19 protein-coding genes and 3 pseudogenes are annotated in these 24,427 nt (G+C 67.2%); 1 reads left to right on the plus strand and 21 read right to left on the minus strand.

Going from position 1 to position 24,427, the window contains the following annotated elements:
- Positions 1 to 496 precede the first annotated feature (496 nt).
- The 6 genes from FHU36_RS04150 to FHU36_RS04170 all read right to left on the minus strand — a co-directional run bounded on the left by FHU36_RS04150 (position 497) and on the right by FHU36_RS04170 (position 5,315).
- Positions 497 to 892, minus strand: coding sequence for a peptidase inhibitor family I36 protein (locus FHU36_RS04150; protein ID WP_185082464.1), 396 nt, complete (start codon positions 890 to 892; stop codon positions 497 to 499).
- Positions 893 to 927: 35 nt separating this feature from the next.
- The gene (locus FHU36_RS04155; RefSeq protein WP_185082465.1) at positions 928 to 1,728 is read right to left on the minus strand and encodes a hypothetical protein; all 801 of its coding nucleotides are present in this window, start codon (positions 1,726 to 1,728) and stop codon (positions 928 to 930) included.
- A 369-nt stretch (positions 1,729 to 2,097) separates the two neighbouring features.
- Complete coding sequence (locus tag FHU36_RS04160) at positions 2,098 to 2,238, minus strand: hypothetical protein (protein WP_185082466.1); 141 nt, start codon at positions 2,236 to 2,238, stop codon at positions 2,098 to 2,100.
- A 1,269-nt stretch (positions 2,239 to 3,507) separates the two neighbouring features.
- Positions 3,508 to 4,002, minus strand: a complete 495-nt coding sequence (locus FHU36_RS43380) for a helix-turn-helix domain-containing protein (protein WP_221495757.1) — start codon at positions 4,000 to 4,002, stop codon at positions 3,508 to 3,510.
- Positions 4,003 to 4,009: 7 nt separating this feature from the next.
- Positions 4,010 to 4,474, minus strand: a complete 465-nt coding sequence (locus tag FHU36_RS43385; protein ID WP_221495758.1) for an AraC-like ligand-binding domain-containing protein — start codon at positions 4,472 to 4,474, stop codon at positions 4,010 to 4,012.
- A gap of 442 nt (positions 4,475 to 4,916) precedes the next feature.
- Positions 4,917 to 5,315, minus strand: a complete 399-nt coding sequence (locus FHU36_RS04170) for a winged helix-turn-helix transcriptional regulator (RefSeq protein WP_185082467.1) — start codon at positions 5,313 to 5,315, stop codon at positions 4,917 to 4,919.
- Positions 5,316 to 5,446: 131 nt separating this feature from the next.
- Between FHU36_RS04170 and FHU36_RS04175 the strand changes: the two genes are divergently transcribed.
- A complete protein-coding gene (locus FHU36_RS04175; protein WP_185082468.1) occupies positions 5,447 to 6,223 on the plus strand; it encodes an alpha/beta fold hydrolase in 777 nt (258 codons plus the stop codon).
- An 84-nt stretch (positions 6,224 to 6,307) separates the two neighbouring features.
- Here the strand turns inward: FHU36_RS04175 and FHU36_RS45440 are convergent, their stop codons facing one another.
- The 15 genes and pseudogenes from FHU36_RS45440 to FHU36_RS46745 all read right to left on the minus strand — a co-directional run bounded on the left by FHU36_RS45440 (position 6,308) and on the right by FHU36_RS46745 (position 23,559).
- Complete coding sequence (locus tag FHU36_RS45440; RefSeq protein ID WP_312891429.1) at positions 6,308 to 6,514, minus strand: ATP-binding protein; 207 nt, start codon at positions 6,512 to 6,514, stop codon at positions 6,308 to 6,310.
- A gap of 16 nt (positions 6,515 to 6,530) precedes the next feature.
- Positions 6,531 to 7,100 (minus strand): annotated as a pseudogene (locus FHU36_RS45445) (ATP-binding protein); the annotation flags it as partial.
- A gap of 11 nt (positions 7,101 to 7,111) precedes the next feature.
- A pseudogene (gene istA, locus FHU36_RS04185) lies at positions 7,112 to 8,748 on the minus strand (IS21 family transposase).
- Between the two features lie 270 nt (positions 8,749 to 9,018).
- A complete protein-coding gene (locus tag FHU36_RS04190) occupies positions 9,019 to 9,537 on the minus strand; it encodes a hypothetical protein (protein ID WP_185082469.1) in 519 nt (172 codons plus the stop codon).
- 340 nt (positions 9,538 to 9,877) lie between these two features.
- Complete coding sequence (locus tag FHU36_RS04195; RefSeq protein WP_185082470.1) at positions 9,878 to 10,150, minus strand: hypothetical protein; 273 nt, start codon at positions 10,148 to 10,150, stop codon at positions 9,878 to 9,880.
- Positions 10,151 to 10,209: 59 nt separating this feature from the next.
- Positions 10,210 to 10,401, minus strand: coding sequence for a hypothetical protein (locus FHU36_RS04200; RefSeq protein ID WP_185082471.1), 192 nt, complete (start codon positions 10,399 to 10,401; stop codon positions 10,210 to 10,212).
- A 1,920-nt stretch (positions 10,402 to 12,321) separates the two neighbouring features.
- Positions 12,322 to 12,903 carry an endonuclease domain-containing protein gene (locus FHU36_RS46735; protein WP_376774135.1) on the minus strand — a complete coding sequence of 194 codons (582 nt, stop codon included), beginning with the start codon at positions 12,901 to 12,903 and terminating at the stop codon, positions 12,322 to 12,324.
- 533 nt (positions 12,904 to 13,436) lie between these two features.
- Positions 13,437 to 14,336 (minus strand): annotated as a pseudogene (locus tag FHU36_RS46740) (phage minor head protein); the annotation flags it as partial.
- A complete protein-coding gene (locus FHU36_RS43390) occupies positions 14,219 to 15,115 on the minus strand; it encodes a hypothetical protein (RefSeq protein WP_221495759.1) in 897 nt (298 codons plus the stop codon). The gene FHU36_RS43390 and the pseudogene FHU36_RS46740, both read right to left, overlap by 118 nt.
- 15 nt (positions 15,116 to 15,130) lie before the next feature.
- Positions 15,131 to 15,895, minus strand: coding sequence for a hypothetical protein (locus FHU36_RS43395; protein ID WP_221495760.1), 765 nt, complete (start codon positions 15,893 to 15,895; stop codon positions 15,131 to 15,133).
- Entirely contained in the window at positions 15,892 to 16,233 is a 342-nt protein-coding gene (locus FHU36_RS04215) for a DUF1360 domain-containing protein (RefSeq protein ID WP_185082473.1), read from the minus strand. The genes FHU36_RS43395 and FHU36_RS04215 overlap by 4 nt, the downstream gene beginning before the upstream one ends.
- 262 nt (positions 16,234 to 16,495) lie before the next feature.
- Positions 16,496 to 16,780 carry a YidH family protein gene (locus FHU36_RS04220; RefSeq protein WP_185082474.1) on the minus strand — a complete coding sequence of 95 codons (285 nt, stop codon included), beginning with the start codon at positions 16,778 to 16,780 and terminating at the stop codon, positions 16,496 to 16,498.
- 464 nt (positions 16,781 to 17,244) lie between these two features.
- Complete coding sequence (locus FHU36_RS04225; RefSeq protein ID WP_185082475.1) at positions 17,245 to 17,709, minus strand: hypothetical protein; 465 nt, start codon at positions 17,707 to 17,709, stop codon at positions 17,245 to 17,247.
- A gap of 97 nt (positions 17,710 to 17,806) precedes the next feature.
- The gene (locus FHU36_RS45450) at positions 17,807 to 23,314 is read right to left on the minus strand and encodes an RHS repeat-associated core domain-containing protein (protein WP_185082476.1); all 5,508 of its coding nucleotides are present in this window, start codon (positions 23,312 to 23,314) and stop codon (positions 17,807 to 17,809) included.
- A complete protein-coding gene (locus FHU36_RS46745) occupies positions 23,314 to 23,559 on the minus strand; it encodes a DUF6531 domain-containing protein (RefSeq protein ID WP_376774136.1) in 246 nt (81 codons plus the stop codon). Before FHU36_RS46745 ends, FHU36_RS45450 begins: the two co-directional genes overlap by 1 nt.
- Positions 23,560 to 24,427: the final 868 nt, after the last annotated feature.

Consider the following 24,427-nt stretch of genomic DNA (forward strand, 5'->3'; position numbering starts at 1 on the left):
CACGGTATGACGCATGAGGGGTGACTCCATGACGAAGAGGCATAGTGAGGCATAAAGGCCGCGATGGGCCGGACATGTCTATCAGGGCCAGGCCGCAAGCGGTGCACCGCCCCTGCGCTACGCCGCAGGTCAGCGGCTCATGCCAGGTTCCATCGCGAGCGATGCCGTCGTACTCCGGACGGGAGGTGAGCCGGTCGGCGTGGATGGGTGCGCCAGAGCCGGGCCCCTGCGCCGCGGGGCTCGGGGCGTCGTTGGCTGCTCGCGTCTGGATGGGCCGATGTGGGTCCCGCATGACGACGATGGCCCGCGCGGCGCGCGGGCCATCGTCCGGAGTGATTCCCCTGGGTACTGGTTGCAGCGAGCGGGCCGGAAAGGCGGGGTCTGCGCCGTCGTGGTGGCGTTTCGCCGCTGCCGTTCGCTGGGCCCAGGACCCTATCCGCCGGGCTCGGCGGGGGCGCCGGCGGCGGGTAGGGCCTGGCTTGCCCGGCGTCAGAGGTCAGGCGCAGTCGCTGACCCATCGGTGGGAGTCGTAGTCGTTGTCGTCCATCCCGCCGTCGTAATACTCGCCCGGCAGGACGCAGAGATCCGCGCGTCCGTAGTTGACGTCGAGGAAGAGCACGACGTTGTCCGGCACGCTGGGATCTTGATACGACGGGGAGTGGTTGTAGACGGACTCGGCGTTGTCGTGCAAACCGTTGTTGTACCAGCTCGCGTCATTCGTTCCTCTGGGCCATCGGGCCGTCGGGAGGCCCGCCCACGCGTCACCGGCCCAGGCGCAGAAGTAGCCTGAGGCGCAGTCGCCGCGGGCGGCGCTGGCGGTGCCGGAGGTCAGGGCCAACGTCATCATCGCGAGGGGCAGGCCGATGGCCAGGCCCTTGACAGCCTTGATCATGAAAGTTCCCTTCGATAGGTCGCGATGTCGCGGTTTCAGGAGTCGGCCAAAGCCCTTCTGGCTCGGGGCGTGGCCTGCAGTTCGTAAGACTTCAGCGCGGTGAGCTCGCGCGCGAACCTCCTTTCGGTCTGTGTCTGGTATCGGTGCTTCAGGGTGCGCAGGGTCCGGGAGAAGCCGGTGGAGGTGGTGCACTCGGCTTCGGTCACGGCTGCGGCGATCTCTGCTGCCGGCGGCCGTACGCTGGTGGACGCCGGTTCGGTGCGGGCGACCAGTTCGCGTAGTTCGTCCGGTGAGGACGCGATGTACCCGTGCTTGTGCACGCATCCGGCCCAGGCGGTGAGGCCGGCCCGGTAGCCGGGATCGGCGGTGACCAGGGTGAGGGTGTAGCTGCCGAAGTGATCGACGGTCCGTCGTGCCCGGTACCAGCCGGCGAGGTCGCCGTAGAGAGCACGTCGCGCCTCCGCGGTGCAGCCGTCGTCGGATGTCGTGAGCCGGCCTCGCTCGGGGAGGTCCACCACGAGTGCGCGATCCGACCCCATGAGCGTGCGGTACCAGGCTTCCCGCTGCTCGGGTGTCAGGTTCCGCACCTCGTCGGGGTCGGGGTCCGAAGCGGCTGCGCGGGATCCGGCCAGCAGGGTTCCGTAACCGTGCCGGCGAGCCCAGCCGACGTCGTCGAGCGGATAGCGCAAGTCCGGTTCCGTCGTCGGAGGGGGTGGCCGCTGCTCGGTGTAGGCGAAGCCGTGCCGGGCCATGCAGCGGGCGATCAGCCGTTCCGCGGCCTGGTGGAGCAGCTTCTCGTCGACCGCCGTGGCCGGACGGTCGCTGGGGACCGGCACCTGTCGGGCGGCTCCGCCATGGCTGGACAGGACCGCCCACCCGGCCGTGAGGGTGACGGCGAGGACGCAGGTGGCCGTGAGTGCACCCCGTCTCGGCCTCCTGGATCCGGGACTGGTCATTCTTCGTGCGGGCCCGGGATCGTGCCGGTCTTGTCCAGTCATGCGCCCGTACTCCTTGTTCGGGTTGGTCGTCCTGTCGGTGACGGAACAGGGCCGTCACCAGGTGGCTGGACCGATGGGCGGAGCCTCCCGCCGTGCCACGATCGGTGTCCTTGAGCTGCAAGAGGGACGATGCCTGCCGCGGTCGGCGCCGGGCTGGTGAACCCTCACCGGGCCGCGGGCGCGTGAATCGGAAGTGGCTCGGCAAGGTCACGCCGGCACTGCTTCATACGGAGCTCGCGGAACCAGCCGGTCACGGTGCCCCTCGGCGCGGAACAGCTTGTTCAGGGAGGTACGGTGCGCCGCCGCCTCGCCCAGGTTGTGCCGGATGAAGGCGTGGATCTGGGCCATCAGCGCTCGTCCCCTGATATGGGCCGGCACAACACTCTGCGCGTCCAGCGCGTTGGACAAAACCGCGCATGCAGGTGACCGGCCAACTGCAGTATGAACTGAGACGACAACGCGCCCACGCCCTCGGCGCCAGGGATCCGTACGGCATGCGATAGATCACGGGGCGGCGGCGGCATCGAGATGATCAGCGTCTGAGCGGGAGGATGCCCGGGCTCAACGGGTCAGTATCCTCTCACCCACAACTCAACGGTGCGCCACTCACCCGGACCTGGGACCGTGGTCCAGCAGTTGTACGTACGCCATGCTCCGTCGCGGATGCCCGCGATACCCGTATTGACGCACCTACGGCAGGAGTCGGTTCCTACGAACGCACCGGCATAGACCATTCCTTCCCCTGGAGCGCGCGTACATTCAACCGATAGGGCGGAGACGGCCTGCTGGGAGTTTGGCGTGCGTTCTTGTGCCGCTGCCGGCATGGTGGCTGCCAGTCCGGTACCTACGACGGTTAGGGTTGCCGCCGCCGTGATAACGAGCTGGGACAGTTTCATACGCATGTAATTTCTCCTTCGCCATCAATGGTTCTGGTGCCTGAATGACTTGACGATGTGCTGCCGGAGGCCGCCTTCGGCGCGCTCGCGAAAGCCGATGCCGCGAGCCGCCGACGGACCGGCACTCTGCGCAGGGCGAGGGCGCTACGACGCCTGCCGTCTCCCGTGGGACCCGGGAGCGCCACAGTCCCGCGGCGCGACGTACAGGCTCGCGGCGCGGATCAAGCCGGGCCGACGTCACAAAGCAGAAGCCTCAGAACTCCATCCACAGGTGGTACGGGCTGGCTGCGTTGCAGCGGGCCATGAAGACACCTGTTGGGCTGTCCGTTACACGGGGCCGTCCACGCGCTCGTGGTGCCGGCGGTCAGGCAGCGCCCCCGTCCCAGTGTTGACATACGGCCACCCCCGACGTCGTCGATTGGTTAACCCCCGTGTCGCACCTGCCAGTGAATGTGCCGCTGATGGAGCCGCCAGTGTTGATCAGACAGCGCCCGCTGCCGCTGTTTGAAAGGCGGAACGATGCAGTCTGCGCTGCGATACCGGCGGATGCTGGGGCCGAGCCGAACAGGCGAACTTCCGAAAGGGTTGCTGCGGCTGTTCCAGCGAGCTTGCTCATCGGTCTCCTTTGCCTGGGCTCCCCGTTGGCCTTCCTTTCCCAGGTTGCTGGCCATCGCCGGACTTGTCCTTACGGCAGAGCGCACACCTGTTTAGTCTGCGGGCACTATCTCGTGCACTGCTGGCGGAACTCGCGTGGCGAAAGCCCGTAGGCGCTGCGGAACGCCTGGCTGAAATGCGCCGGGCTGGTGAACCCCCACCGGGCCGCGATCGCGTTGATCGGGTAACCGGCCAAATGCGGCTCGGCGAGGTCACGCCGGCACCGTTCCAAGCGGCGTTCGCGGATCCATGCGGCCACGGTGTGCCCCTCGGCGCGGAACAGCTTGTTCAGATACCGCAGGGAGATGTGGTGCGCCGCGGCGATCGCGGCCGGGGTCAGGTCCGCCTCGCCCAGGTTCGCTTGTATGAAGGCGTGGATCTGGGCGAGCAACGCGCGTCGTCGGCTGTTCGGCGGCACCGCGCTGTGGGCGTCCAGTGCGCCGGCCAGCGCGGCGGTCAGGACGTCGGTGGTCAGGGTGGAGACCCGCATCGCCTCGGCCGGGCTGAACTCCTCCAGATGCCGGGCCAACTGGAGCAGGAACTGCGAGGCCAGCGCACCCATGCCCCGCTCACCCCGGATCGGCACCGAGTTGAGCTCGCGCAGGCCCCGTTCGGGCAGTGGCCGCAAGGAGCGCGGAAACTGCAGCGACAGCACCTGCCCGTCCCCGGGGCCCCCTCGACTCGAAGGTGGTCAGATAGGGCTGCGAACTGTCCCGGAGCATCAGATCCCCGACACGCAGATCCGCCTGCCGACCGGCTTGTTCTCCGATGGCGTGGCCACGGACGGTGCAGGTCACGAAGAAGGTTTCGGGGTCGGAGCGGCGGATCAGGTGGGGCGTACGCCGGATCGTCAGCGACGGCGCGGTCAGCAAGGTCGCTTGCACGAGGCCGAGGCCGCTGAGGGCGACGTGAGCTTGGAACGCGCCTTCCAGACCTGGTTCGCAGTGCGCGTCCAGCGGCATCCACATCTTCGAGCTCATCTCGCGCCAGAAGCTGAGCCGCTCATGCGCCGGGACAGCGGCGAAGCTGACCACGTCCGTGGCTCTCCACATCGAAGAATCCCTCCGGGGCCGACCCAGCATCACCGATCCAGCTCTCGCACACAACCCGCACGGCCCCGACACTCGTTGACACAGCAACGGTTCACACCGGCACTACGTGGAGTGCGAGCAAGATCGCGTCACCTGACCGAACGAGCAGCTTGCCGGGAGCGGCGGGCCGGAGACGAGCCGGGACGACATCACCCAATGGCTTCGAACGAGTCTTCTGGCCCCAAGGGAACAAGTCCTCTGGCCCCAGTACGCGATCTTAAGCACGGACGGCGAACGACTATTTTGGCCCCACCTGGCCTAGCCAAATTCGATCCGAAGATCCCGACGTCATGGAGGATCGACGACGGGGAAGGCGGCGAGCCCCGATGCTGCTGCGCGGTTACGGCGGAGCCGGTGCGGTCGTGCCCGCCGGGCGAGCGAGGGGTTAATGGCGATTGTCGTAGGCGTGGCGGGCTGCGGCAATGACGGGGCTGGCGTAGCGGGCCCATGCCGCGAGAGCCTCCAGTGGAGCGCGTATGTCCTCGACCAGAGCTGTGGTGGCGTATTCCACCCGGGGTGGGGAGTCGGGGTAGACGGTGCGGGTGATCAGCCCGTTGCGTTCCAGGTTGCGCAGGCTCACGGTCAGCATCCGCCGGCTGATGCCCTCGATCGCCCGTTCCAGTTGGGTGAACCGGTGCGGGCCCTCACCCAGTTGGACCAGTACCTGAGCGCTCCACTTGTCCCCGATCAGGGCCAGGACCTCAGGCAGTGGGCAGTCCTCGGGCGAGGACGCATCGGTGGGGGCTGTGAGCTGGTCTGTTACTGCGGTGTTCCGTTGCGACAAGAAAGTGCCTCCTTCCGGACGGTCCAATGATCCTGAAGGATGAAGCCTGTTACAAGTCGTAACGTTCCTGGGTAAAGGCCCTTCATCGGTCGTTTGCTCAGCGACTCTTGCTTGAGGACAAGGAGCGACACGTGCCCACCGCACGCAGCCATGGTTTCAAGATCTCCTACGAGGTGTTCGGGGACGGCCCGCCGGTCGTGCTGCATCCGGGCATGTTCCAGGACGGCGCGCACTGGGCCCACAGCGGATACACCCCGGCCCTGACCGCCGCCCACACGGTGATCGCCATCGATCCACTGGGACTGGGCGCAAGCGACGCCCCGCGCGAGATCGAGGCATATTCCTTGCAGCATCGGGTCGACTACGTCACCGCCGTGCTCGACGATGTCGGCGCTGACCGGGCCGCGTTCTGGGGCTACTCGCTGGGCGCCATGACCGGCTATGCGGTCGCGGCGCACGCGCCCGAACGCCTGACCCGGCTGATCGCTGGCGCCTACGATCCCATCAACGGCTTTCGCTCCGCGGTCGACCAGGCGATTCGGGAGCTCGGCTTGCCCGCCGACATCGATGCCTACGAGATCGTGAAACAGGGGGCTTCGGCTGATCCGTATCAGGCCGTCCTGATCGGCGCCGGGGACCTGGGCGCCTTCCGCGCCAATTACGATGCGTTCTCACGCGAGCCCGGCCTGGCCACCGAGCTGGCGGCCTGCGGGGTGCCCATCTTGATGTACGTGGGCACGGCCGATCCCTGGCACGACCCGATGCGGGCGTTCGCCGAACGCGCCGGCGCGGGTTTCTTCTCCCTGCCGGCCGCTGACCACAAGGGCGGCTGGGACAGATCCGCCGATGTGCTCCCCCACGTACTGCCGTTCCTGGCCGAGGACAGGCCCTCACATCTCAGGCCGTGATAGCCCCTTCGCGGCCCAACGTCGGTGAGAATGACAGCGCCCACCTCCAGACTTCCGCGCGGAGATGGGCGCGCAGATTGATGATCAGCCCGTGCTGCGCTGTTCAGTGCGGGCGCGGGTTTGGGCCAGACGGTAGGAGTCGGTACCGGTCTCGATGATGTTGCCGCCAAAGGTGAGTCGATCGACGGTGGCGGCGCAGAGGCGGGGGTCGGTGAAGGTCTTGGTCCAGGAGGAGAAGGACTCGTTGGAGGCAATGGCCACGCTGTTCTTCTCCTCGCGCTCGGTGAGCACCTGGAAACAGCAGTTCCGCGCCGCGCCGGTCGAGTTCCATATATCCGAGTTCGTCGATGCATAGCGGGTCGACGCGGCCGTAGCGGGCGATGGTCTTGGTCAGGAGCTTGTCGTCAGCGGCTTCGACCAGTTCATTGACCAGCTTGGTGGCCAGCACGTACTTGACCCGGAACCCCGCCATCGCAGCCTCGGTGCCCAGCGCGATCAGCAGGTGCGACTTGCCGGTGCCCGAGTCGCCGATCAGGCAGAGCGGCAGGCCCTTCTTCACCCATTCGCAGGTGGCGAGGGTATGGATGGCGGCTGGGTCGATGTGCGGGTTGGCCTCGAAATCGAAGGTGCGCAGCGCCTTGTCGCGGGGAAAACCCGCGGCTTTGATCCTGCGTTCGGATCGGCGGCGGTTGCGGTCGTCGCATTCGGCCATCAACAGCTCGGCCAGGAACCCCCGATAGGTCATCTGGTCACGGGCGGCAGAGTCGGCGAGTTCGGAGAACTGGCCGCGCATGGTGGGAAGGCGCAGGTTACGGCAGGCGGCGTCGATAGCCGCGTCAGCGGCCGGTTCGGTCAGACCGCGGTGACGACTGGTCATGGCTGGACTCCCTAGGTGGTGGAGCCCTCGGCCGGCGGCCGGGGGTGACGCAGCAGCTGGTCGTAGGCGGCAACCGACGGCAGCGGCCGGTTATCTGGGGGCAGCGCGGCCAGCCGCCGCCGGGTCAGCGAGATCACCCGGCCGGGCCTGCGCTCATCGGCGGAGGGCCGATCGGGCTGCTCAGCTGGTGGCTCAGCTTCGGCTGCCCGGCGTGCTTCCAGTGCAACAGCGTCGGCGGTCAGAGCACCGGCACGCAGGGCAGCGGCAATCCCGGCGACAACCTGCTCATGGGTCATGTGCCGGTGCAGCAACAGCACTTCGATCAGCGAGCGGGTGCCGGCCGCGTCGCCGTCCGCTCGCCGGGCCGCCTCCCACCACGCCTCATGCACCGGGGTGAATTTGCCCGTCGCTCGGGCCTGCTCCAGCGCGGTCGCGCCAGGCAGGGCGCCTGGTTTACGCAGCAGGCCCTCCAGGTAGTGATCCAGATCTAGGCGTACCTGGCCGCGTGAGCCGAGCCGCTCGTGCCGGGCGACCTCGGTGCGGCCGTCGTAGACCACCAGCTCACATGCGTGCAGCAGAACCCGGACCTGGCGGCCGATCAGACGCACCGGCACTGAATAGCGGTTCATCCGCACCGTGATCTGGCTGTAGCGGTCCACCCGCGGGGAGAATAGCCGACCCGTCTCGAAATGATCATCCGGCAGTGGCTGCAGGAACGGCTTTTCGATGGCGAAATACTCGCCGACGGTGCGTGCCCGCTCGCCGATCCGCCGCTGTTCGTCTTCCTCATCCCATAAGTCGACTTGCGCGTTCAGCTCCGCCAATGTGGCGACGACAGGCACGGGGACCAGCCTGTTGCGACGGAAGCGACCAACCTCTCCCTCCACTCCGCCTTTCTCATGAGCGCCGTCGATGCCGGGCCGGCAGTAGAAGACCTCTAGCCCCGCCCATGACCTGAAGGCGGTCCATCGGTCGGTCTCGACCCAGGCCCGTGTGAAACCGAGCACCTGGGCGACGGCGGAGCTGAGGTTGTCATAGCGCACCTTGCCTCGTGGCACGCCGCCCAGTCGTTGGAAGGCGTGCACGTGACCTTCGAAAAAGGCCTCCTGTGCTTGGGAAAGGAAGATGCGGTGGATGGCCTTGCCGGAGAAGGAGAGCCGGAAGACGAATAGGTAGCACAGCGTACGCACCCCGCCGAGCATGATGTAGACGTCCCCGAAGTCGACCTCGCTTCCTCGCCTGGACGATGGGTCTGCGCAACGAACACCGTAGGCGGCCCGCGCCCCTCCTCGATGAGGATCTCCGGCTTTCGACGCTTGATATAGTCCCTGATCCGGCCGTAGGAGACGTTGTCCATGCCATGCTCGGCGACGAGCCGGTCGAAGACACGTTTGGCGGTGTGCCGCTGCTTTCGTGGGGCGTCCAGGTCCGTGCGCAGGATCGCATCGATGATCGGTTTGTAGGGGTCAACCACCGAGCGGCGGGGTGGCATCGCCTTGCGCCCTGCAGGCCACGGTGAGGTCAACGCCTCCCGTACCAGCCGCCGATGAACGCCGTAACGGCGAGAGAGTTCGTGGATCGACAACTTCTCGATGCGGGCGTCCCTGCGGATCGCTGCGAAAAGCTCGACCTTGGACCTCGGCTGCATGCGGGTCACCTGACTCTCAGAGCACACTGATGCTCTCACCGCAAGACAGCCGCTGGGGCCACTTCTCACGAACACGCGCCCACCCGATTCATCAGGTAGGGCCAGAGATCTCGTTCAACTGGGGCCAACGCTGCCGTTCATAGCCAGTCACCCTGCGAACCGGCAAGGGCCGGCCCCCTTCTGTGTCTTACCCAAGGTCAAAGGACGACCGGCCCGGCCGATCGACGGCGGGCAGCTAGGTAGCGGCCACGAGACGCCTCAGCCGGGACGTCAGCTCGCACTGCGCCAGTAGGAAAGTTGATGGCTCGTGCTCTTGACCACACGTGGTGTGGACACACTCTGCGGCCAGATTTGCAGCAGATAGCGGTCGACCACAACATCCATCGAACTGTTTACTTCCGCCCCCGTGTCCATGTTCACGGCGTGGTAGCGCAACCGATACCACCCCGGACCCGAGGACAATTCCGGTAGTTCGTGAACTCGTTCGCCTGCCCACTCGCATAGCCAGACTCGTCCTATCTGAGACCGGAAACTGATCTCCACGATGTCCTCATACCCGTCGGTGTCCGCTCCCGGGTCGTGGTCGGTCACCGCCACCGAGAAGCCGACCTTACCCGTATGCAGGCCCGTGACCAGGAGAGCTTTATCATCCTTCACCCGAATGATCCCCACGGGGTGCTCCGGATGGTCATTGGGAAAGGCTTCTGGGACCATCGTGCCGACGTCGATGAGGTATGCCTGCCGGTAGCTGACACGGAGATCGAACGACACGGTCTCGATTGTGGTCATGGGCGCCAGGCTACGATCATGGCCGACACTTCCGGTCGATCCGACGCCGAGTCCAAGGGGCCCGTCTCACCTGGGCCCCGAAGTTGTCCTGGCCGAAAGTTGCCGACGGAGCCCTGCAGGATGTCTGATCTCCGACCCGTCAGGCACAGGAGCGAGCGCTCCTCATTGGCGGCGCTCACGCTGCCAGACCCGCACGCCGGCTCCTGCAGCGCCTGGCCTCAGTTGGAGCGGCGACATTCCGAGCCGGCGCGCGCGGGAGGCACCCCGGGCATGAGGCGCGGCCACCGGCGAGCGCGTCCCACGCGTCCGCCGGGTGCTCCTTCTCCGTCGATCAGGCGGGTCACGGGGCCGACTCGGCGAGGCGCGGCAAGCCCAGACGCCGCACCTCATCCGCGTCGTGGGTGTCGACCGTCATCGCGACGACCTCGCGGGCGGACCATGGGTCGGCGTACCGGCCCACGGCCTGGACCGTGTCGGGCACGATGGCGACCGCGCGAGTGCCGACGTCGCCCCCAAAGCGGTTCGGCTGCTCGGCGAAGTGCTCGGCCACATCGTCGCCGCCCTCGTCGGCGATGAGGGCGAACAGCTCCTCGACATGGTCGCCTATGACCACATGCGGGAGAGGAAGGATCGCGACACGCACCCTGGATCACCCGTCCACCGAGACGCGCATCAGGCTCCGGCCCGTGGCCCGGCCGACGTCTGCTGCCGCTTCGTGCGGACGGTGCTGCCGGGGTACCGCCGAGCCACCGCCGTGGCCGTCGGCTCGCTCGTCGAGGTGTAGACGACCTTGTCGTCGCCCTTCTCATCCGTGGTGACAACCTCGAACTGCTGCCGGTTTCCGCCCTTGCAGCCACACCCCATGATCAGACTCCTTCCGTGGTTGGTGCCGCCGTGGTGGCGGCAAGCTCTGCACGCACCGACTCCAGCTCGGCCGCCATCCGCTCGATCTCCTCACGTGCTGCCTGCCGCCGCTCCATCTCGTCCACCACTGCCGGGGCGAGCGCGGCCGCGAGCGTCGCCAGATCGACGGGGCTGGCCGCATCGGCCTGGCCAGCCATCAGGACGGGCTGCTTGCCACCGGCACGGTCGACCCGCCCTTGGCGTGCGAGCGCGGCGGACGCCGTCAGCGCGAGGTTCGCACGTTCGACCACCGCCGAGGCGAGCAGCGGAGACGAGTGGCCGGGCACAGGAACCGACAGGACAGCGCGCAGCTGCCAGCGGCCGTCGCGGCCCTGCTTCATGTGGTAGCTGGGCTGGCAGGCCCGAAGAACCATGACGTCGGTCTGTGCCAGCCACGGCATGGCGGCGCCGGAGAACCACATGCCGCGGTCGTTCATCCCGACGGTGATCACCGCGGCGACCGTGCGGGTGTCGTCGAACTGGCAGCTGGTGGTCTCGCACTCGGCGCCGTCGCGGTGGTGGCCCACGTTCATCGTCATCGCGCCGGCCCGGACTTCGCTGCTGTCGTCCAGTTGGAACCGGGCGCGTAGGAAGTGCGTCAGGTCGATGTCGCCGAGCGACTCGATCGTCAGGTTCCGGCCCGGCATGCCGACGTGGGGCTCCCCGGCTTGGGCGACCCAGCCGTAGAGTCTGCCGTTCCTGTAGTGAACGCCGCCGGAGTCGGGCGGCAGTTCCTCCGCGCTGGGCTCGCGGAACCAGGCGGCCGGCATCGGCGGTAGTTCCCGCATCGCGGTCCACGCGGACGCCTCCAGCTCGTCCACATCGTCGTCTTCGGGGTCCTGGTCGTCTGCCCAGGGCGCTGTCAGGGTGGGGTCGTCGAACGCTTCGGCGAGCCGCGCGTACAGGCGTTCGACGCGTTCGCGGATGGCGGTCTGTTCGGCGGCGGGGATGTCCGCCCCTCCCCGGCCGCCCTGCAGAACGGCGGCGACGGCGAACACAGTGGCCGGGACGATCTCCAGCCGCTCGTTGCCGTCACGGTCGAATACCGCGGCGATGCCGAGCTTGTAGGCGGCCAAGGTCTCCGGGTCGGCGTCCGGGTCACGCCACAGGAACGCGGCGGCGAGACGCTCGGCGTCGACCTGGCCGTCGCTGCCGGTCGCCCACTCCAGTACGCGGGACGCTGCGGCGTCGCCGTCCCATTCGGCGTCCCGGTCGTCGTGGATCGGCAATTCGAGGTCGCCTGACATGGCGGCGACCAGGTCAGGACGAGCTTCCGGCAGCGTCGCGGCGGCGACGTACAGGCCGCGCGCGAGCCGGGTGATCCGCCCGGCAAGGGCGGCGCGGGCCAGGTATTCGCGGGCGGCGACGGTGGTGATGCTGAGCGCGTCCGCGACCTGCGTGGCATTGACCGGGGTGGGGCTGGAGGCCACGAACATGATGACGTCCCGCATCCGGCCGCCGGGCGGGGTGTCGCCGCACGCGGCAGCCAACTCGTCGGCGTCGAGGACGATCCGTGCAGCTGCGAACGCTGGCATGGAGACGAGCGTGGCGCCGCGGACTCGGGCTCGGGTGATGCGCATGACCATGTCGCCAGTCCGCTCGGCCTTCAGAACTTGGCCGGTGTCGGTGTCGGCGTCTCCTGCGGCGGCGGTCATCACCCCTGCGGCGGTGAGCGCCGCTTGCAGGTCGGCCGCGGCCACCCGGCTGTCGGCGTCCACGGTCCACTCCACCGCGTGCGTCGCCCGTACCGGCCGACCAGCCGCGGTCCACTCGGTGACGTGGGTGGCGCGCACCGCGTGGCCGCCGTCGGGCAGCGCAAGCACGCTCGCCGCGGCGAGGGAGGCGAGCAGGATCACCTCGCCGTCGTCATCGTCACTCTCGTCAGCCTTGGTGCAGGCGCAGGTACGCAGCTGCGCGTTCCAGGAGTTCAGGGTCGTCCCGGAAGTCTCCGAGCCCTGAGTTGCAGGGCTGGCAGAGGAACGCTCGGTTGCGTTTGTTTGTATGGCAGTGGTCGAAGTAGGCAGTATCTCTGCTGTCGCCGTCGAAGAGAGTGATTCCTGCGTAGCAGATTGCGCACTTGCCGCCTTGCTCGGCGAAGATCCGTTCGGCTTCTGATGCTTTGATCCCGTAGGTGCGGGTGAAGTGGTAGCGGCGTCGCTGCGCTCGGTCTGAGTGTGGCCCGCTGTAGCTTCCGCAGTCGTCGCAAAGCCGCGCTTGCCGCCGGTCGAGTTCCGTTCCACAGTTACGGCATGTGTTGGCGGGGAGTAGCCCGCGGCGGTTGAACCATGCGTAGCAGGCGTGATGTATCCACCCCTGGTCACGGAACCGGAACTGCTTCTGTTGCTTATGTTCCAGTTTCCGGCCGCATCCGCAGACGCAGTGTTCGGTGTCTGGCTGGTCGCGGTGAACGGTGAACCCACTGCCGCGCTTGCTGTTGTCGTACCTCCCTTGCATGCAGAACATACTACCTGCTCAGAGGCTATTTGTTTACCTTGAAACTGGACGATTTCTAGGTCCACGTCATCCAGGTCGACGCTCACGCCGAGAGGGGCGCCCTCTTCAAGCAGCCGGATCGCAGCGGCGCCCGACGCCTGGCTCGGGTACAGCACCCCTGTCGCGGGGATCCGGTCGCCGTCGCGGCCGAGCGTCTCGATCGCGCCGGCGAGTTCGGCGCCTTCGTGGCCGGTGAGCATTTCGTCGGCGTACTGCAGCGGCCATGGCCCGCCATCCCAGTACAGGGCGCCGGCCGCGAACACGCGGCCGTCGCCGGTCTCCTGGTTCTCGAACGCGAGCGCGGCAGGACCGGGGGTCGACCAGCGGCGCGGCGGCGCGGGCTCGGTGGCGTCGGCGGTCACATCCGACGGCTGGTGGGCGTCTCGCACGATTCCCTGCTCCTCGAAATAGCGGATGACCCGGGCGATCTCGTCGTCGTCCAAGAACTGCCGGCCCGCGTCGGCAGCCGGCCGGTCCCCGTAGCCGAAGGTGGCCGTGCAGCGGCACTGGATGATGTTGCTCGGGGAGCCGGTCGGGTCGCCCGGGAACATCAACGCCTCGCCGCCGACGTCGAATGTCGTCTGGATCGGCACGGTCTGGCCGTCGGCCTGCCAGTGCGCGGGGCGCGTCCGTTCATCGACGGTGGCGAGCCAGCTCTTGTACGGCGGGCGCGCATCGGCTGGCACCAGTTGGGCGGCGTCGAGGCTCGCCTGATTCCACACGCTGATGACCTCGGTGCGGGCGATCCGCTCCGCCCGGGTCCGGCCGAGCTGGACACTGTCCTGGGCGAACATCTGCTGGAGGCGGCGGCGTAGCTGGTCGATGCCCTCCCCGGCGTCGTTGCCGGCGGCGAGCGCCTCGCGGGCGGCTTCCCACAGCCGGTCGCCGACACCGACGAGCCGGTTGTTGGCGGTCGTCAGGTACATGCGGACCTGCTCCGGCACGGAGAAAGGATCCTCGAGCCACTTCTCGGCGAGGTCCTCCATCTCCGGCGGCATCGGCACGCTGAACCGGCGCAGCACCGCGCGCACCGCGGCCTCGAACACCGCGAGCAGCGCGGCCAGGATGGGAGGCAGCCGCTCGGCCCAGAGTTCGGCGATCCGCCGCAGCTCGGTGCCGTCGAGCGCTGCCTGCACGTCTTCGCGGCCGGCCTCGCGCAGGAAGCGCGCGTAGTCGGCGGCGACTTCGTCGAGAGCACGCTGGACGACGACCTGCACCAGGGCTTCCAGCGTGGCGAGAGTCCGGTCGGCGGCGTCGCGCTGGTCCCGGAGCGGGTCGGTCTCGGTCACGCCGCCCCCATCACGCAGGGGGCACGAAGCACGCCGCTGGTCTGCTCGTACCGGTGCTCCACCCCGGCGGCGATCAGCTCGCGGCAGTAGGAGTCGAGCGTCGCGGTGAGGCATTCCGCGTCGAGCCCGTACCGGGCGGCGATCTCCGGGACGCGCGCCCACGCGCCCTCGAGCAGCCGCCACTGCTCGACCTGGACGGCCTCGACGGGCAGGATCGTGTGCAGCGCGGCTGACAGCATCTCCTTGGCGCGGGCCCGTTCCGAGCGGGGGCAGGCGGGGGTGCGGCGGAGTTTCTCGCCTGCGGCGGACAGGGCGCCCCAGATGAGCCCGTCTGCAGCGGCGAGCAGCCCTTCCGGCATGGCGGAGGCGGGCAGGGTGTCGGGTGGGGTGGTGGTCTCGTCCACCGGCAGGCGCGTTTCTCTGGCGCGGACGTTCTGGCCCAGGCGCGGGGCGTCAGAGTCGTCGAACCCGGTCTCCCGGCGCAGCGCCTCCGCGCTGATGGCGCCGCGGTCATACACCTCCAACGCGGTCTGGCTGCGGTTCTGTCGGACGCGCAGCGGCGAGGTGTCGTACCAGACCAGCCACTGACCGGCGTCGTTGACGCCCTGGTCCTCCAGCAACGGGCGCAGCCACTGGGTGGTGAGCGCGTGCGCGACAGTGGCCAGTCGCGGTTCGATGCCGAGCCGGATCGCCTCAGCTTGCAACGCCCAGGCTCCCCAGTGGTTGATGTCGCCCATGCCGAGCAGCACCTCGCCGGGGATCTCCAGGCCGGTGGCGAAGCGCCGGATGGCCTCTTCGCGAAGCTTCAACGCGAGCTGGTCGAAGTCGGACTCGAAGGTCAGCACCTTCATCTCGCTGATCACCTCGGGCGGCACTTCGAGGATGATCGGCACGGTGGCTGCGGCCGACTAGGGCTCCTTGTAGGCGGTTTCGGCGACCTGCATGAACACCTCGAGCAGGTCGTCCTCTGCATCACCCTGGGCCGGGCTGGTCGGGAAGCGTGCGCCCTTGGGGACGAGCAGCACCCCGCGGCCCGTCAGCCGGGAGCGAGCGATGGCGGCCACCGCGGCGTTCAACAGGTGCAGTTCCTCCAGCAGGCCGAGACTGGAGCGGACCGGCGAGTCGGCCTCGAGGTGCCGGCGCGGGTGGGGCTCCCAGACACGGATCGCGACCGGCGCCGCCGAGTCGGTCGGCTGGTCCGGGTCGTGCGCGGGGATGGTGACGGGGATGCCGTCGATCTCGGCGACCAGCTTGCCGCCCTGCTGCGTCACCTCCGCCACCGACAGCACCCGCCATTCCTCGCCGCTCACATGCCCTTGGGCGATGCTGGGGCGGATGACGATCCATCCCTCGCCGGCGACGACCAGGTGCGGCCCGAAGTCTCCCAGGAGCTGTGCTTGGCCTTCGGGTCCTCCAGCAATGCCGGTGACGAGTTCGGTGGCGCGGTGCCCGTCGGGGGCCGGCTCGATGGTGCCGTCTTCGGCGCGGCGGCCGGCGACCAGGCGGGCACCGGACATGGCGTTGGCCACCCACTGGGCGGCGAAACGCACTTCTGGGACGTTGTCGTAGAAGGCCCAGGCGCGCTCCTGCCAGGACTGGTCGACCGGGCGGACGCGCAGGCGACGCTCGGTGAACCGGGCTGCGGCGGCCGTGAGGTCGACGGCCCGGCTCACGTTGCGGCCTCGGCGAGGGTGTCGTCAGCGCGGTTGAGCAGCGCCTGCACGCCGGCGACTGCGAACCATTCGATGCCGTGCACGAGCAGCGGGGTGTCGCCGAAGCGGCCGGTGGTGAGCAGGTAGGTGAGCAGGACCGCGAGGGACAGCCAGGCGCCGATGCAGTAGGGGCAGCTGAACAGGGTGACGACGAAGTCGCGCATTCTGGAGGCGGGGTTGCGGGCGTGCCAGTCGAACATCCGGTCTCGGATGCCGTCGAGGAGGGTGTCGTGGACGACGAGCTGGGTGCATCTGTAGCTGGCGAAGCCCAGCAGCGCGAGTTCGGCGAGGTTGATCACTGCGCGGCCCCTTGGCGACGGAAGATCTTCGGGACGTGTCGCCATCATAGAGCCGTATCAGGAAATTTTTTGTCACAGATCGCCTTGACAGGAAATTCTCCTGTATTGCTGGCGTAGGGTCGCCCTGGCGAGGGTGATGGCCCCGGGGAAGGGTCGTCACGAGAGGGGTGGACCGCAGGTCCGCCCCTCTTCGCCTTCAGGGAGAGGACGCCCTCACTGCGCGGCCATTCTCGCACCCACCACAATTACGCTTCACTGCAGATCACTGCGCTGAGTAGCTGGAGTTGTTCGTGCGCTTCCCCCCGGTCCGCGTGCTTCTCGCCGCCGCCCCGCTCGCGTTCGCCCCCGTAGCCGAACACGGCCGCGAGGGCGGGCGGAGGAGCGGCGCCTGGTCGCGCAGTGCCCGCTGGATGTTGCGCCAGCGGGGGTAGGCCATGCCGTCCGCCAGCGCGGACAGAGTGATCAGGATGACGGCCAGGGCGGTGCGGGCCCACGGGACGAACACGCCTTCGGGCACCGCCGCCATGGCCACGCCGCCGCCGCGCACAGAGGCGACGCCTTCGACACCACACCCGCGCCTACCGGGGCCTCGCTCATTGCTTGCACCCCGCCTGCCACCATCAGCAGCCCACTCATGGGCCGGCCCCGAGTTCGCCGGCCTGGTTGTGGACGGCCCAAGTCCCTGCGCCGGCAGCCACTCCAACGACGGTGTGACCACTTGCCAGCCGGCACCCGTCATGACACTCAGATCATCGCGCCGCGAGATCCGCCGCACGAAGATCTGCGCCGTCCCCCGCACCTGCCTCCCCGCGCCGTCCAGGGCTTCCATGCCCAACGCCGCCGACCACTGCCCCACTCATCGACGAACGGCAAGACCACCATCGTCACGATCTACGCCATCGCCGGTCTCCCGCCAGGCCGGATGACACACGCCTGGCAAGGTGCCGTGGGTTAACTCGGCGAGCCTCGGGATCGAGCACTGCTCACCGGACACCATTCGCTTACGACTTGCTACTCTCCCATATAAGCCTCGACATTTATAATCACAGATGCTTCGGTTTTCGCAGACTTTTCCTTGAGCGTCTTCAATATGTCCGGATGACTCGCCAAATGTGTGGGCTGGAACGAATCGATCGCCAAAAAGGCATCCCACTTAGTGGATTTCATCGTAACAAACCACGGACGCTCCTTGCCGATTATCTCCCATCCTCGCTCGCGGAGAAGCCTGGCCGCTTTTGCGGTCGCCGCATTGGCACTCGCGGCACCAACGTCGATGACGAACGTATTCGTGACCTGAGTCGAGTCGTCTATGTCTACTTCTACACTTCCCTCTGCCTGCACCAGCCCAATTCTCCGCACATCATCGAGAGCGGTAGGAGCCGCCTGATAGGTAGCAGCAGTCATCCGATAGGCAGTCGGATTATTCGCTCCGCATCCGCCGAAGAAGGAGAGCGCTCCGACGAGCAGAGCAGCCACCCTTCGCGCTCTGCCTCGCGACACCTGATTTTTCGCATCTTGACGGCAATTTTCTCCACTGGTGAAACCGACTGCAACCAAAGCCTCCTCCTCCGTCTTATCGCATGAACTTCCATGCATCACCAGTGAGTGGCTTCCACATGGCGTCGAGATCTTTCTTACGCTGGATCGCGTTGCTTGCCGACGTGCTGTTGAGGCGTCGATAGCCACTCTGCACCCAGATGCGGAAATTATCATATTTCGGAACCGGATAGTTGACCGACCCGTCCTTGTTCCTGAAGACCACTCCGGAGCATCCACAATAAGCGTAAGCAGCCTCTTCGTCGGTGATAGGACGATTGACTCCCGTATCCGCGTCTGTGACTTTGATGTTTTCCTTAAGATGCTTCATCCAGGCAGCAGTTAGATGGATGGCTCTAATTGGATTGTGTAGCTGGTCTGCAACATCTCTCAATTTTGCTTTCGACCAGTCTCTTTCGTGGCTGTAGTACTTGATGAGCATCCATCGAGCCTTATATGCCTCCAGTTGGCCAACGCCGAGCGACGCGTTCCATCCCTCCTCAGCTATTGATGCGATGACACCTATTCCTAATCCTTCTGTCGCATGGGTGCTCTCCCACATAAGCACTGATGCGAGAACATATTTGCTGATCCCGTGATTCTGGGCAGCCTTTTCGATGTCACGGCGATATTTGACGATCGCCTTATACTTGTCATAGACGGACTGCTTGCTCCCAGCAGACACTCCGCCAATTTGTCCAGCAGATGCAGGCCGGACAATGCCGAGCAACTCTTCCTCCGTGATAGAAGGATTGATGAAGTTGGTCCATGAGATGAAATCTGTGACTGCGGCGCGCTCCTCGGCAGACATTTCCCAGAAGCCGGGCGGGGCCGTCATTCCGTTCGGCATCACGCCAGATCGTTTCGCCCACTCGTCGTTCATCAGCGGGTTGTCCCGCAGTACATAGTTTTCGAAGTACCACTCAAGTGCGCCGTCTTCGGAGAAGTCCCAATACGCTTGGCCTGCACCGATACAGGCAATGCACATATCCGCTGTGGCGCCGCCGCCGATGTCGCTCCTTGAACATGCGGTTCCCATGCAGAGCCCGCTGCCTCCGCCCCCTCCACTGAGGATGCCGGCGCGGGCGTAGGATTCGGCGACTTCCTCATGGTCTCGGCTGAGGTCATACTCAGGGCCGCCGGTTCTGCTGAGGTGATCGGTGTAGTGGCCGGTGGGGTCGATGCCGATGAGGGGGGAGGCGTTGGCGTAGGTGTAGCGGTTGGCCTGGACGGACGGGTTGGGGGTGAGGGTGGCGGTGTCGCGGCTGGTGAAGGTGCCGGTACCGGGCTGGTACCAGCGGGCGTGCATGTTCACCTTGCCGGTGTCCGGGTCGGTGTATTCACCCTGGTAACCGAGATTGGTCTTGGCTCCGGTCTGGGCGGTGACCGTGCCGAAGGGGTCGTAGGCGGTGCTGGTGGCCAGCGCGGTGCCGGTGAAGGTAGCGACCAGGTCGCCGTGCAGGTCGGTCAGGGTGGCGAGGGCGGGGTTGGTGCCTTCCTGCTGGCCGAGCAGGCCACCGAACGGGTCGCGGCCGTACTTGGCCTGGACACCACCCGCGGTATCGGTGATGGCGGCGAGGTCGTTGCCGAGCCCGGAGTAGGCGAACAGGTGCTTGGTGGTGCCGCGGGTGCGGGTGGTGACGCGGTCGAGGGCGTCGTAGCTGTAGAGGCTGTCGCCGTCGGCGATGAGGCGGTCGAAGGCGTCGAAGGTGAGCTGGGTGGTGGTGCCGTTCTTGGTCTGGGTGGCGAGGGTGCCGCGGGGGGTGTAGGTGTAGTCGGTTCCGTCGCCGCTGGTGAGGCGGTTGCGTTCGTCGTAGGTGTAGGTCTTGTCGCCGGCTTTGGTGCGGTTGCCGGAGGCGTCCCACTCGTAGGCGGTGGTGGTGCCGCTGGGGGCTTGCCAGGAGGTGAGGCGGCCGGCGTGGTCGTAGGTGTAGGTGTTGGTGCCTGCTGCGGCGGTGCCGGCGGTGGTCTTGGTGGTGAGGTTGTCGTCCTTGTCCCAGCCGTAGGTGATCTTGGCGAGCTGGGCGCCGGTGCCGTTCTTGAGGGTGTGGGTTTCCACCCGGTCCAGGTCGTCGTAGGTGAAGATCTGGCTGTCGGCGGCCGTGGTGCCCATGGCGGCGTTCATGGACTTCAACCGGCTGGCCGCGTCGTAGCCGTAGGTGAGCTTGCGGGTGGTGACCGGGTCGGTGGCGGTTTCCAGGCGGCCCGCGGTGTCCCAGGTGAAGGTGGCGGTGCCGGCCGCATCTGTGCGCTGGGTGGGGTTGCCGAGGCCGTCGTAGGCGTAGCTCGTCTGGGCCGACTCGCCGCGCTTGACGGCCAAGGGGAGGGTGCGGTCGTTGTAGTCGACGGTCAGGTCGCCGATCGTGGTCTGGCGGCTGGCCAGGTCGTAGCCGAAGGTGCGTTCGGCGCTGGCGGCATCGCCTCCGCCGCCGGTCTCCTTGGTGAGGCGACCGAGATGGTCGAAGGTGCGGTCGATCCGTACCCCGCCCGGCTGGATGAGCGCCGTGGGGTTGCCGGCGGCGTCGTAGGCGGCGGTCCAGGTGCGGTCGGCGGCGTTGGGGTGGGCGGTGGTGGCCGGTTCGACGACGGTTTCGGGCAGGCCGAGGGTGTTGTAGGTGGTCCAGGTGGCGTTGCCGCGGCCGTCGGTCAGCCGGGTGCGGGCGCCGGCGGCGTCGTAGCCGAAGCGAGCAGACGGGCGGACGTCGTTGGAACTGCCGGCCTTATCCACCTTGACCTGCGGGCCGGTTGCCTCGATCAGGCGGCCGAGCGCGTCGTAGCGCATGGTGGAGGTGAAGGCGTCCTTGTCGGCTCCGGTGGCGTTGCCGCGTGGATCGGTGGTGGCGACGGCCAGGCCGCGGTCGTCGTAGGTGGAGGTGGTGACGATGTCGACGTCGCCGTTCTCCACGGTGGTCCTGGTGACCTGGTTGACCTTGTCGTAGGCGTACTCGGTCACCTCGGAACGGGTGGTGCCCGCGCCGGTCAGCGTCGTCTTCAGCACGTTGCCGTTGGCGTCGTAGACGAACGCCGTGACCCGCTCCAAAGTAGCGGGGTCGAAAATTGTCGCGGTCAGCCGGCTGGCCACGTCGTAATCAAACACCGTGGTGACAGGGGTCGCACCACCGGTGATCTGCGTGATCAGATTGCCGGCTGGATCGTACTCGTGGCTCTCCAGCACCACATCGCGAGGCGTGGTGGAGCCGTTGAGCTTGGCATCATCGGCGATCTTCTGAGAGAGCCGGTTGTCGTCCCAATAGGTATAGGTGGTCTTGCGGCTCATACTGTCCACCTCGGCCGCCAAGCGGCCGGCGGGATCGTAGGCGAACGCCTCCAGGACCACGTCCTTGGCGGGTTGCGGGTTGACCGGACTGCCGGTCCATCCCTTCAGCGCGCGGGTGGTCAGCTCACCCCGCTTGCTGTAGCCGTTCTCGATCACTGTGCTACGGGGGTCGGTGACGTGGACGAGTTGGCCGAGGTTGTTCCACGCCTGGCGGACGACACCGCCTTCGGGGTCGGTGATGGTTTCCACCCGGCCGAGCGGGTCGTAGGTGTAGACGGTGGCCCGTTCGGCGTCTCCGCCGGTCAGGTCGGAGATCTTCTCACTGCGCTTGTTGCCGTCGGCGTCGTAGGTGAGGGTGGTCCGCTTGGTGTGCGTGACATCGGTGATCTCGTTCTTCACGCCGGGCTCGGTCTGCGTCACCGGCCGACTCAGACCGTCGTAGGTGAACGTCGTCTTCACCCCGTCGGGGTGCGCGTCCGACACCTGGGTCGAGGCGACCAGACGGCCGAGCGTGTCGTAGTCCAGCTTGGTGACCAGACCCTCGGGGTCGGTCTGCTCGGCCAGATCACCGGACGCGGTGTAGCGGTAGGTCCAGGCGTGCCCCCGCGCGTCGGTCTTCGAGGCCACCAGCCCCGGCGGAGTGGTGCCGCCCCCGATCGCGGGCTCGCTGCCATCGGTGTACGTTATCCCAGTCGAGCGGCCGTCGGGGAAGTCCGACGTTGCCGGGCTGGTTTCCTTCGTCTGCTCGCCGTAGGAGTTGTACTCCCACTTGGTGGCGAAGGTGTTGTCCGTTTCGCTCGCTGAGCGGCCGTCGCGATGGGCGACCATGCGATCGTTGCGCGGGTCGAACGGGTCGTTGGCGTTGTGGTAGTAGCTCCAGAACTCGACGGCGCACTCGTCGCGGGCTCGGCAGTACCAGCGGGCGATCCGGTTTCCCCGCTCGTCGTGATAGACGCGGGTGTCGATGCCGTTGCGGTTGGTGACGGTCTGGAGGAAGCCTGCCTGGTCGTAGTTGTACCACTCGGTATGGTTCAGCTGGTCGACCTCGCCGGCTGGGCGGTAGCCGCGCCAGGCGTCGTAGTAGTACTTCAACGTCTCGTTGGCCGGGTCGGTTACGACCACGGTTGCCTCGCCGGACTCGACCTCGACGCCGAGCGGGCCGATCTTCCAGGTGCCGCCATGTTGGTCGGTGTGTGTGGCGTGCCGGTCGGTGGTCGGGTCGTAGGTGTTGGCAGCCCAGACACGGCCTGACGGCAGCTTGATCTCAGTCAGCTTGTGCGCCGTCTGTGCGCGGGCGGCATAGTGATCGGCGATTTCCGTCTCGGTCAGCGGCTGCCCGTACAGTGCGACCTCGTCGATCGCGCCTTGCAGAGGGAATGCCTGCTTGGTGGCGGGGACGGCCGGAGAGACGGCCGGATCCGTGACCCCGTTACCGACACTCGCCAGTTGGCGCCAGGCAGTCACCGATCCCGATAGCGTCCCGACGCGCTGTCCATCGAGGTAGAGCGCTTGATCGGTGCCGGACACGGTGAGCACCGCGTGGTGCCAGGTGCCATCGTTGACCGGTCCCGCGGAGGTGATCGGGTTGTTGACCGTGCCCAGCGAGCCCCGCAGCCGGCCGTCGGTGCCGACATACAGCATCGGCCCGTGCGCCGCCCCGTTCGTCTGCTGAGCTCCGGCGGCCGCCAGCACACCGGAAGCGCTGGTCTTGAACCACAGCTCCAGCGACAGCTGATCGCCCAGGTGCGGGATGATGTTGGTCGGGAGCTTCAGCGCCGAACCGGCGGCGAACTTCGCCGCCGTGTCCGGGTTGCCGGTCAGAGCACCCGGCTCATTGAGCGTCACAGACTGGTAGGTGGCGTGCCGCTCGGCAGGAGTCTGGTCTGCTGCCACCGTGCCGGAATTCTCGCCAAGGCGCCAGTAGGCGAACGGGTCGGCATCCAGCACCCGGCTGCGGTACTGCGAACCTGTCCCGTATCCGTAGGTGGCGCAGTTCGGCGCGGGTGCGGGTGTACATACTCCCACCAGGCGGTCGTCCTCGTAGGTGTAGGTCCACTTCAGCGGGGCGCCGTCGATCGCGTCGGTGGAAGCTTCCGCCACTCGAGAGCCGGACCACGTGATGTGCAGGGACCGCCTCCCAGTGGCGGTGACCGTGGCCAGCTTGCCATCAGTGCCGTAGGACAGGTCCTGCGTCCGACCCCGACTGTCGATCACCTTCCGCAGCCGGCCCTGGTCATCGAATACATACTTGGTGGCCGACTTGTCCATCAGATGCCACCACGTCGGAGTGCCACCGGCGGCGCAAGCCACGCCGGGCGGCGTGTAGCACAACGGGGCACCAGCGACAGAGTGGCCTGCATACCCGGCGGCGGCTGGAACACTCCGCTACCATCCCGAGCGGCGAAGCGAACCTTTCGCCCATCCGGGCGGGTCCACAGCGCAAACGCTCGACCGGCCCGCTCCTCGCGGACGATCTTCATGTCCCACGACGAGGACCAGCCGGCGCCGAACATCCCGTCGCGGCGCGGATCCAAGCTGTTGTAGGTGCGGGCTCACCGACAGCGGCAATCCCGCCGTGGGCACGCTCACATCCGTCACAGTGGTGGTGTAGTTACCGGTCCTCGGGTCGTACTCCTGCCCCTGCTTGGCCTGAGCAGCCAGCAGAGACGTTACGAGCGGCTGGCGGACGCCCGTGGTGAAGGTGAGCTTCGGAGACGTCACCGTGGTGAGGGTGGCCGAGTCACGTACGGTGACGGTCCACCAGTACTGCCGGCCCCATGCCAGCTTGCCATCCGGCACCTGCCATGCGTTCTTGCTGCTCGCCAGATATCCGGAGCTTGTGCATCCCGTTCCGGACATCGCTTCAACGTCACACAGCCGGAACTGGTACGACAGCGCCGAATCACCCTGCGCCCACGCCCGCAGTGTCGGCCTCAACGAATCCACCAGCAGGCCAGACAGCGGGTATACGTCCACCAACGCCGGCGCCGCCGCAAGCGCATCAGCCGCCTCGGCCCGCGCCACACCCGAAGGCAGGTCGCCCTGATCTGGCGTGTCCTGCTGTGCGGTTGTCGTGGGTGTGTCACGTCGTTCCGTCGGCACCGCGTCCTTCGGTGGCTGCGGATCCGGCCTCCATCTGCCCTTCGGCTCCGACTCAACGGATGTCGTCGTGGCTTCACGGGTCACCAATGACGGGAGTCCGGAGGCACTTCCACGCATCTGCACTGGAGTATCCGGCACACCGCCGGCCCATAGGCCGGAACTCAAAGCGACCGCTGCCGCCGGGCTGGGCTGAACCACCAGCAAGCTGGACACCAGAGTCCCGGCTATCCCGATCATTGACGCACGCGAACGAGCCCATGACGACAACCGGCGCAGGCG

The sequence above is a fragment of the Nonomuraea muscovyensis genome (assembly GCF_014207745.1).
Lineage (GTDB): Bacteria > Actinomycetota > Actinomycetes > Streptosporangiales > Streptosporangiaceae > Nonomuraea > Nonomuraea muscovyensis.

Excerpts from the sequence above, each read along its gene's own strand:
- FHU36_RS04200 (WP_185082471.1), bottom strand. The coding sequence starts at position 10,401 with ATGGGGTGTGGCTGCAAGGGCGGAAACCGGCAGCAGTTCGAGGTTGTC.
- FHU36_RS46745 (WP_376774136.1), bottom strand. The coding sequence starts at position 23,559 with ATGTTCGGCGCCGGCTGGTCCTCGTCGTGGGACATGAAGATCGTCCGC.
- FHU36_RS45450 (WP_185082476.1), bottom strand. The coding sequence starts at position 23,314 with ATGGACAAGTCGGCCACCAAGTATGTATTCGATGACCAGGGCCGGCTG.
- FHU36_RS46735 (WP_376774135.1), bottom strand. The coding sequence starts at position 12,903 with ATGTTCTGCATGCAAGGGAGGTACGACAACAGCAAGCGCGGCAGTGGG.
- FHU36_RS04150 (WP_185082464.1), bottom strand. The coding sequence starts at position 892 with ATGATCAAGGCTGTCAAGGGCCTGGCCATCGGCCTGCCCCTCGCGATG.
- FHU36_RS04160 (WP_185082466.1), bottom strand. The coding sequence starts at position 2,238 with ATGGCCCAGATCCACGCCTTCATCCGGCACAACCTGGGCGAGGCGGCG.
- FHU36_RS04190 (WP_185082469.1), bottom strand. The coding sequence starts at position 9,537 with ATGACCACAATCGAGACCGTGTCGTTCGATCTCCGTGTCAGCTACCGG.
- FHU36_RS43380 (WP_221495757.1), bottom strand. The coding sequence starts at position 4,002 with ATGGGTGCGCTGGCCTCGCAGTTCCTGCTCCAGTTGGCCCGGCATCTG.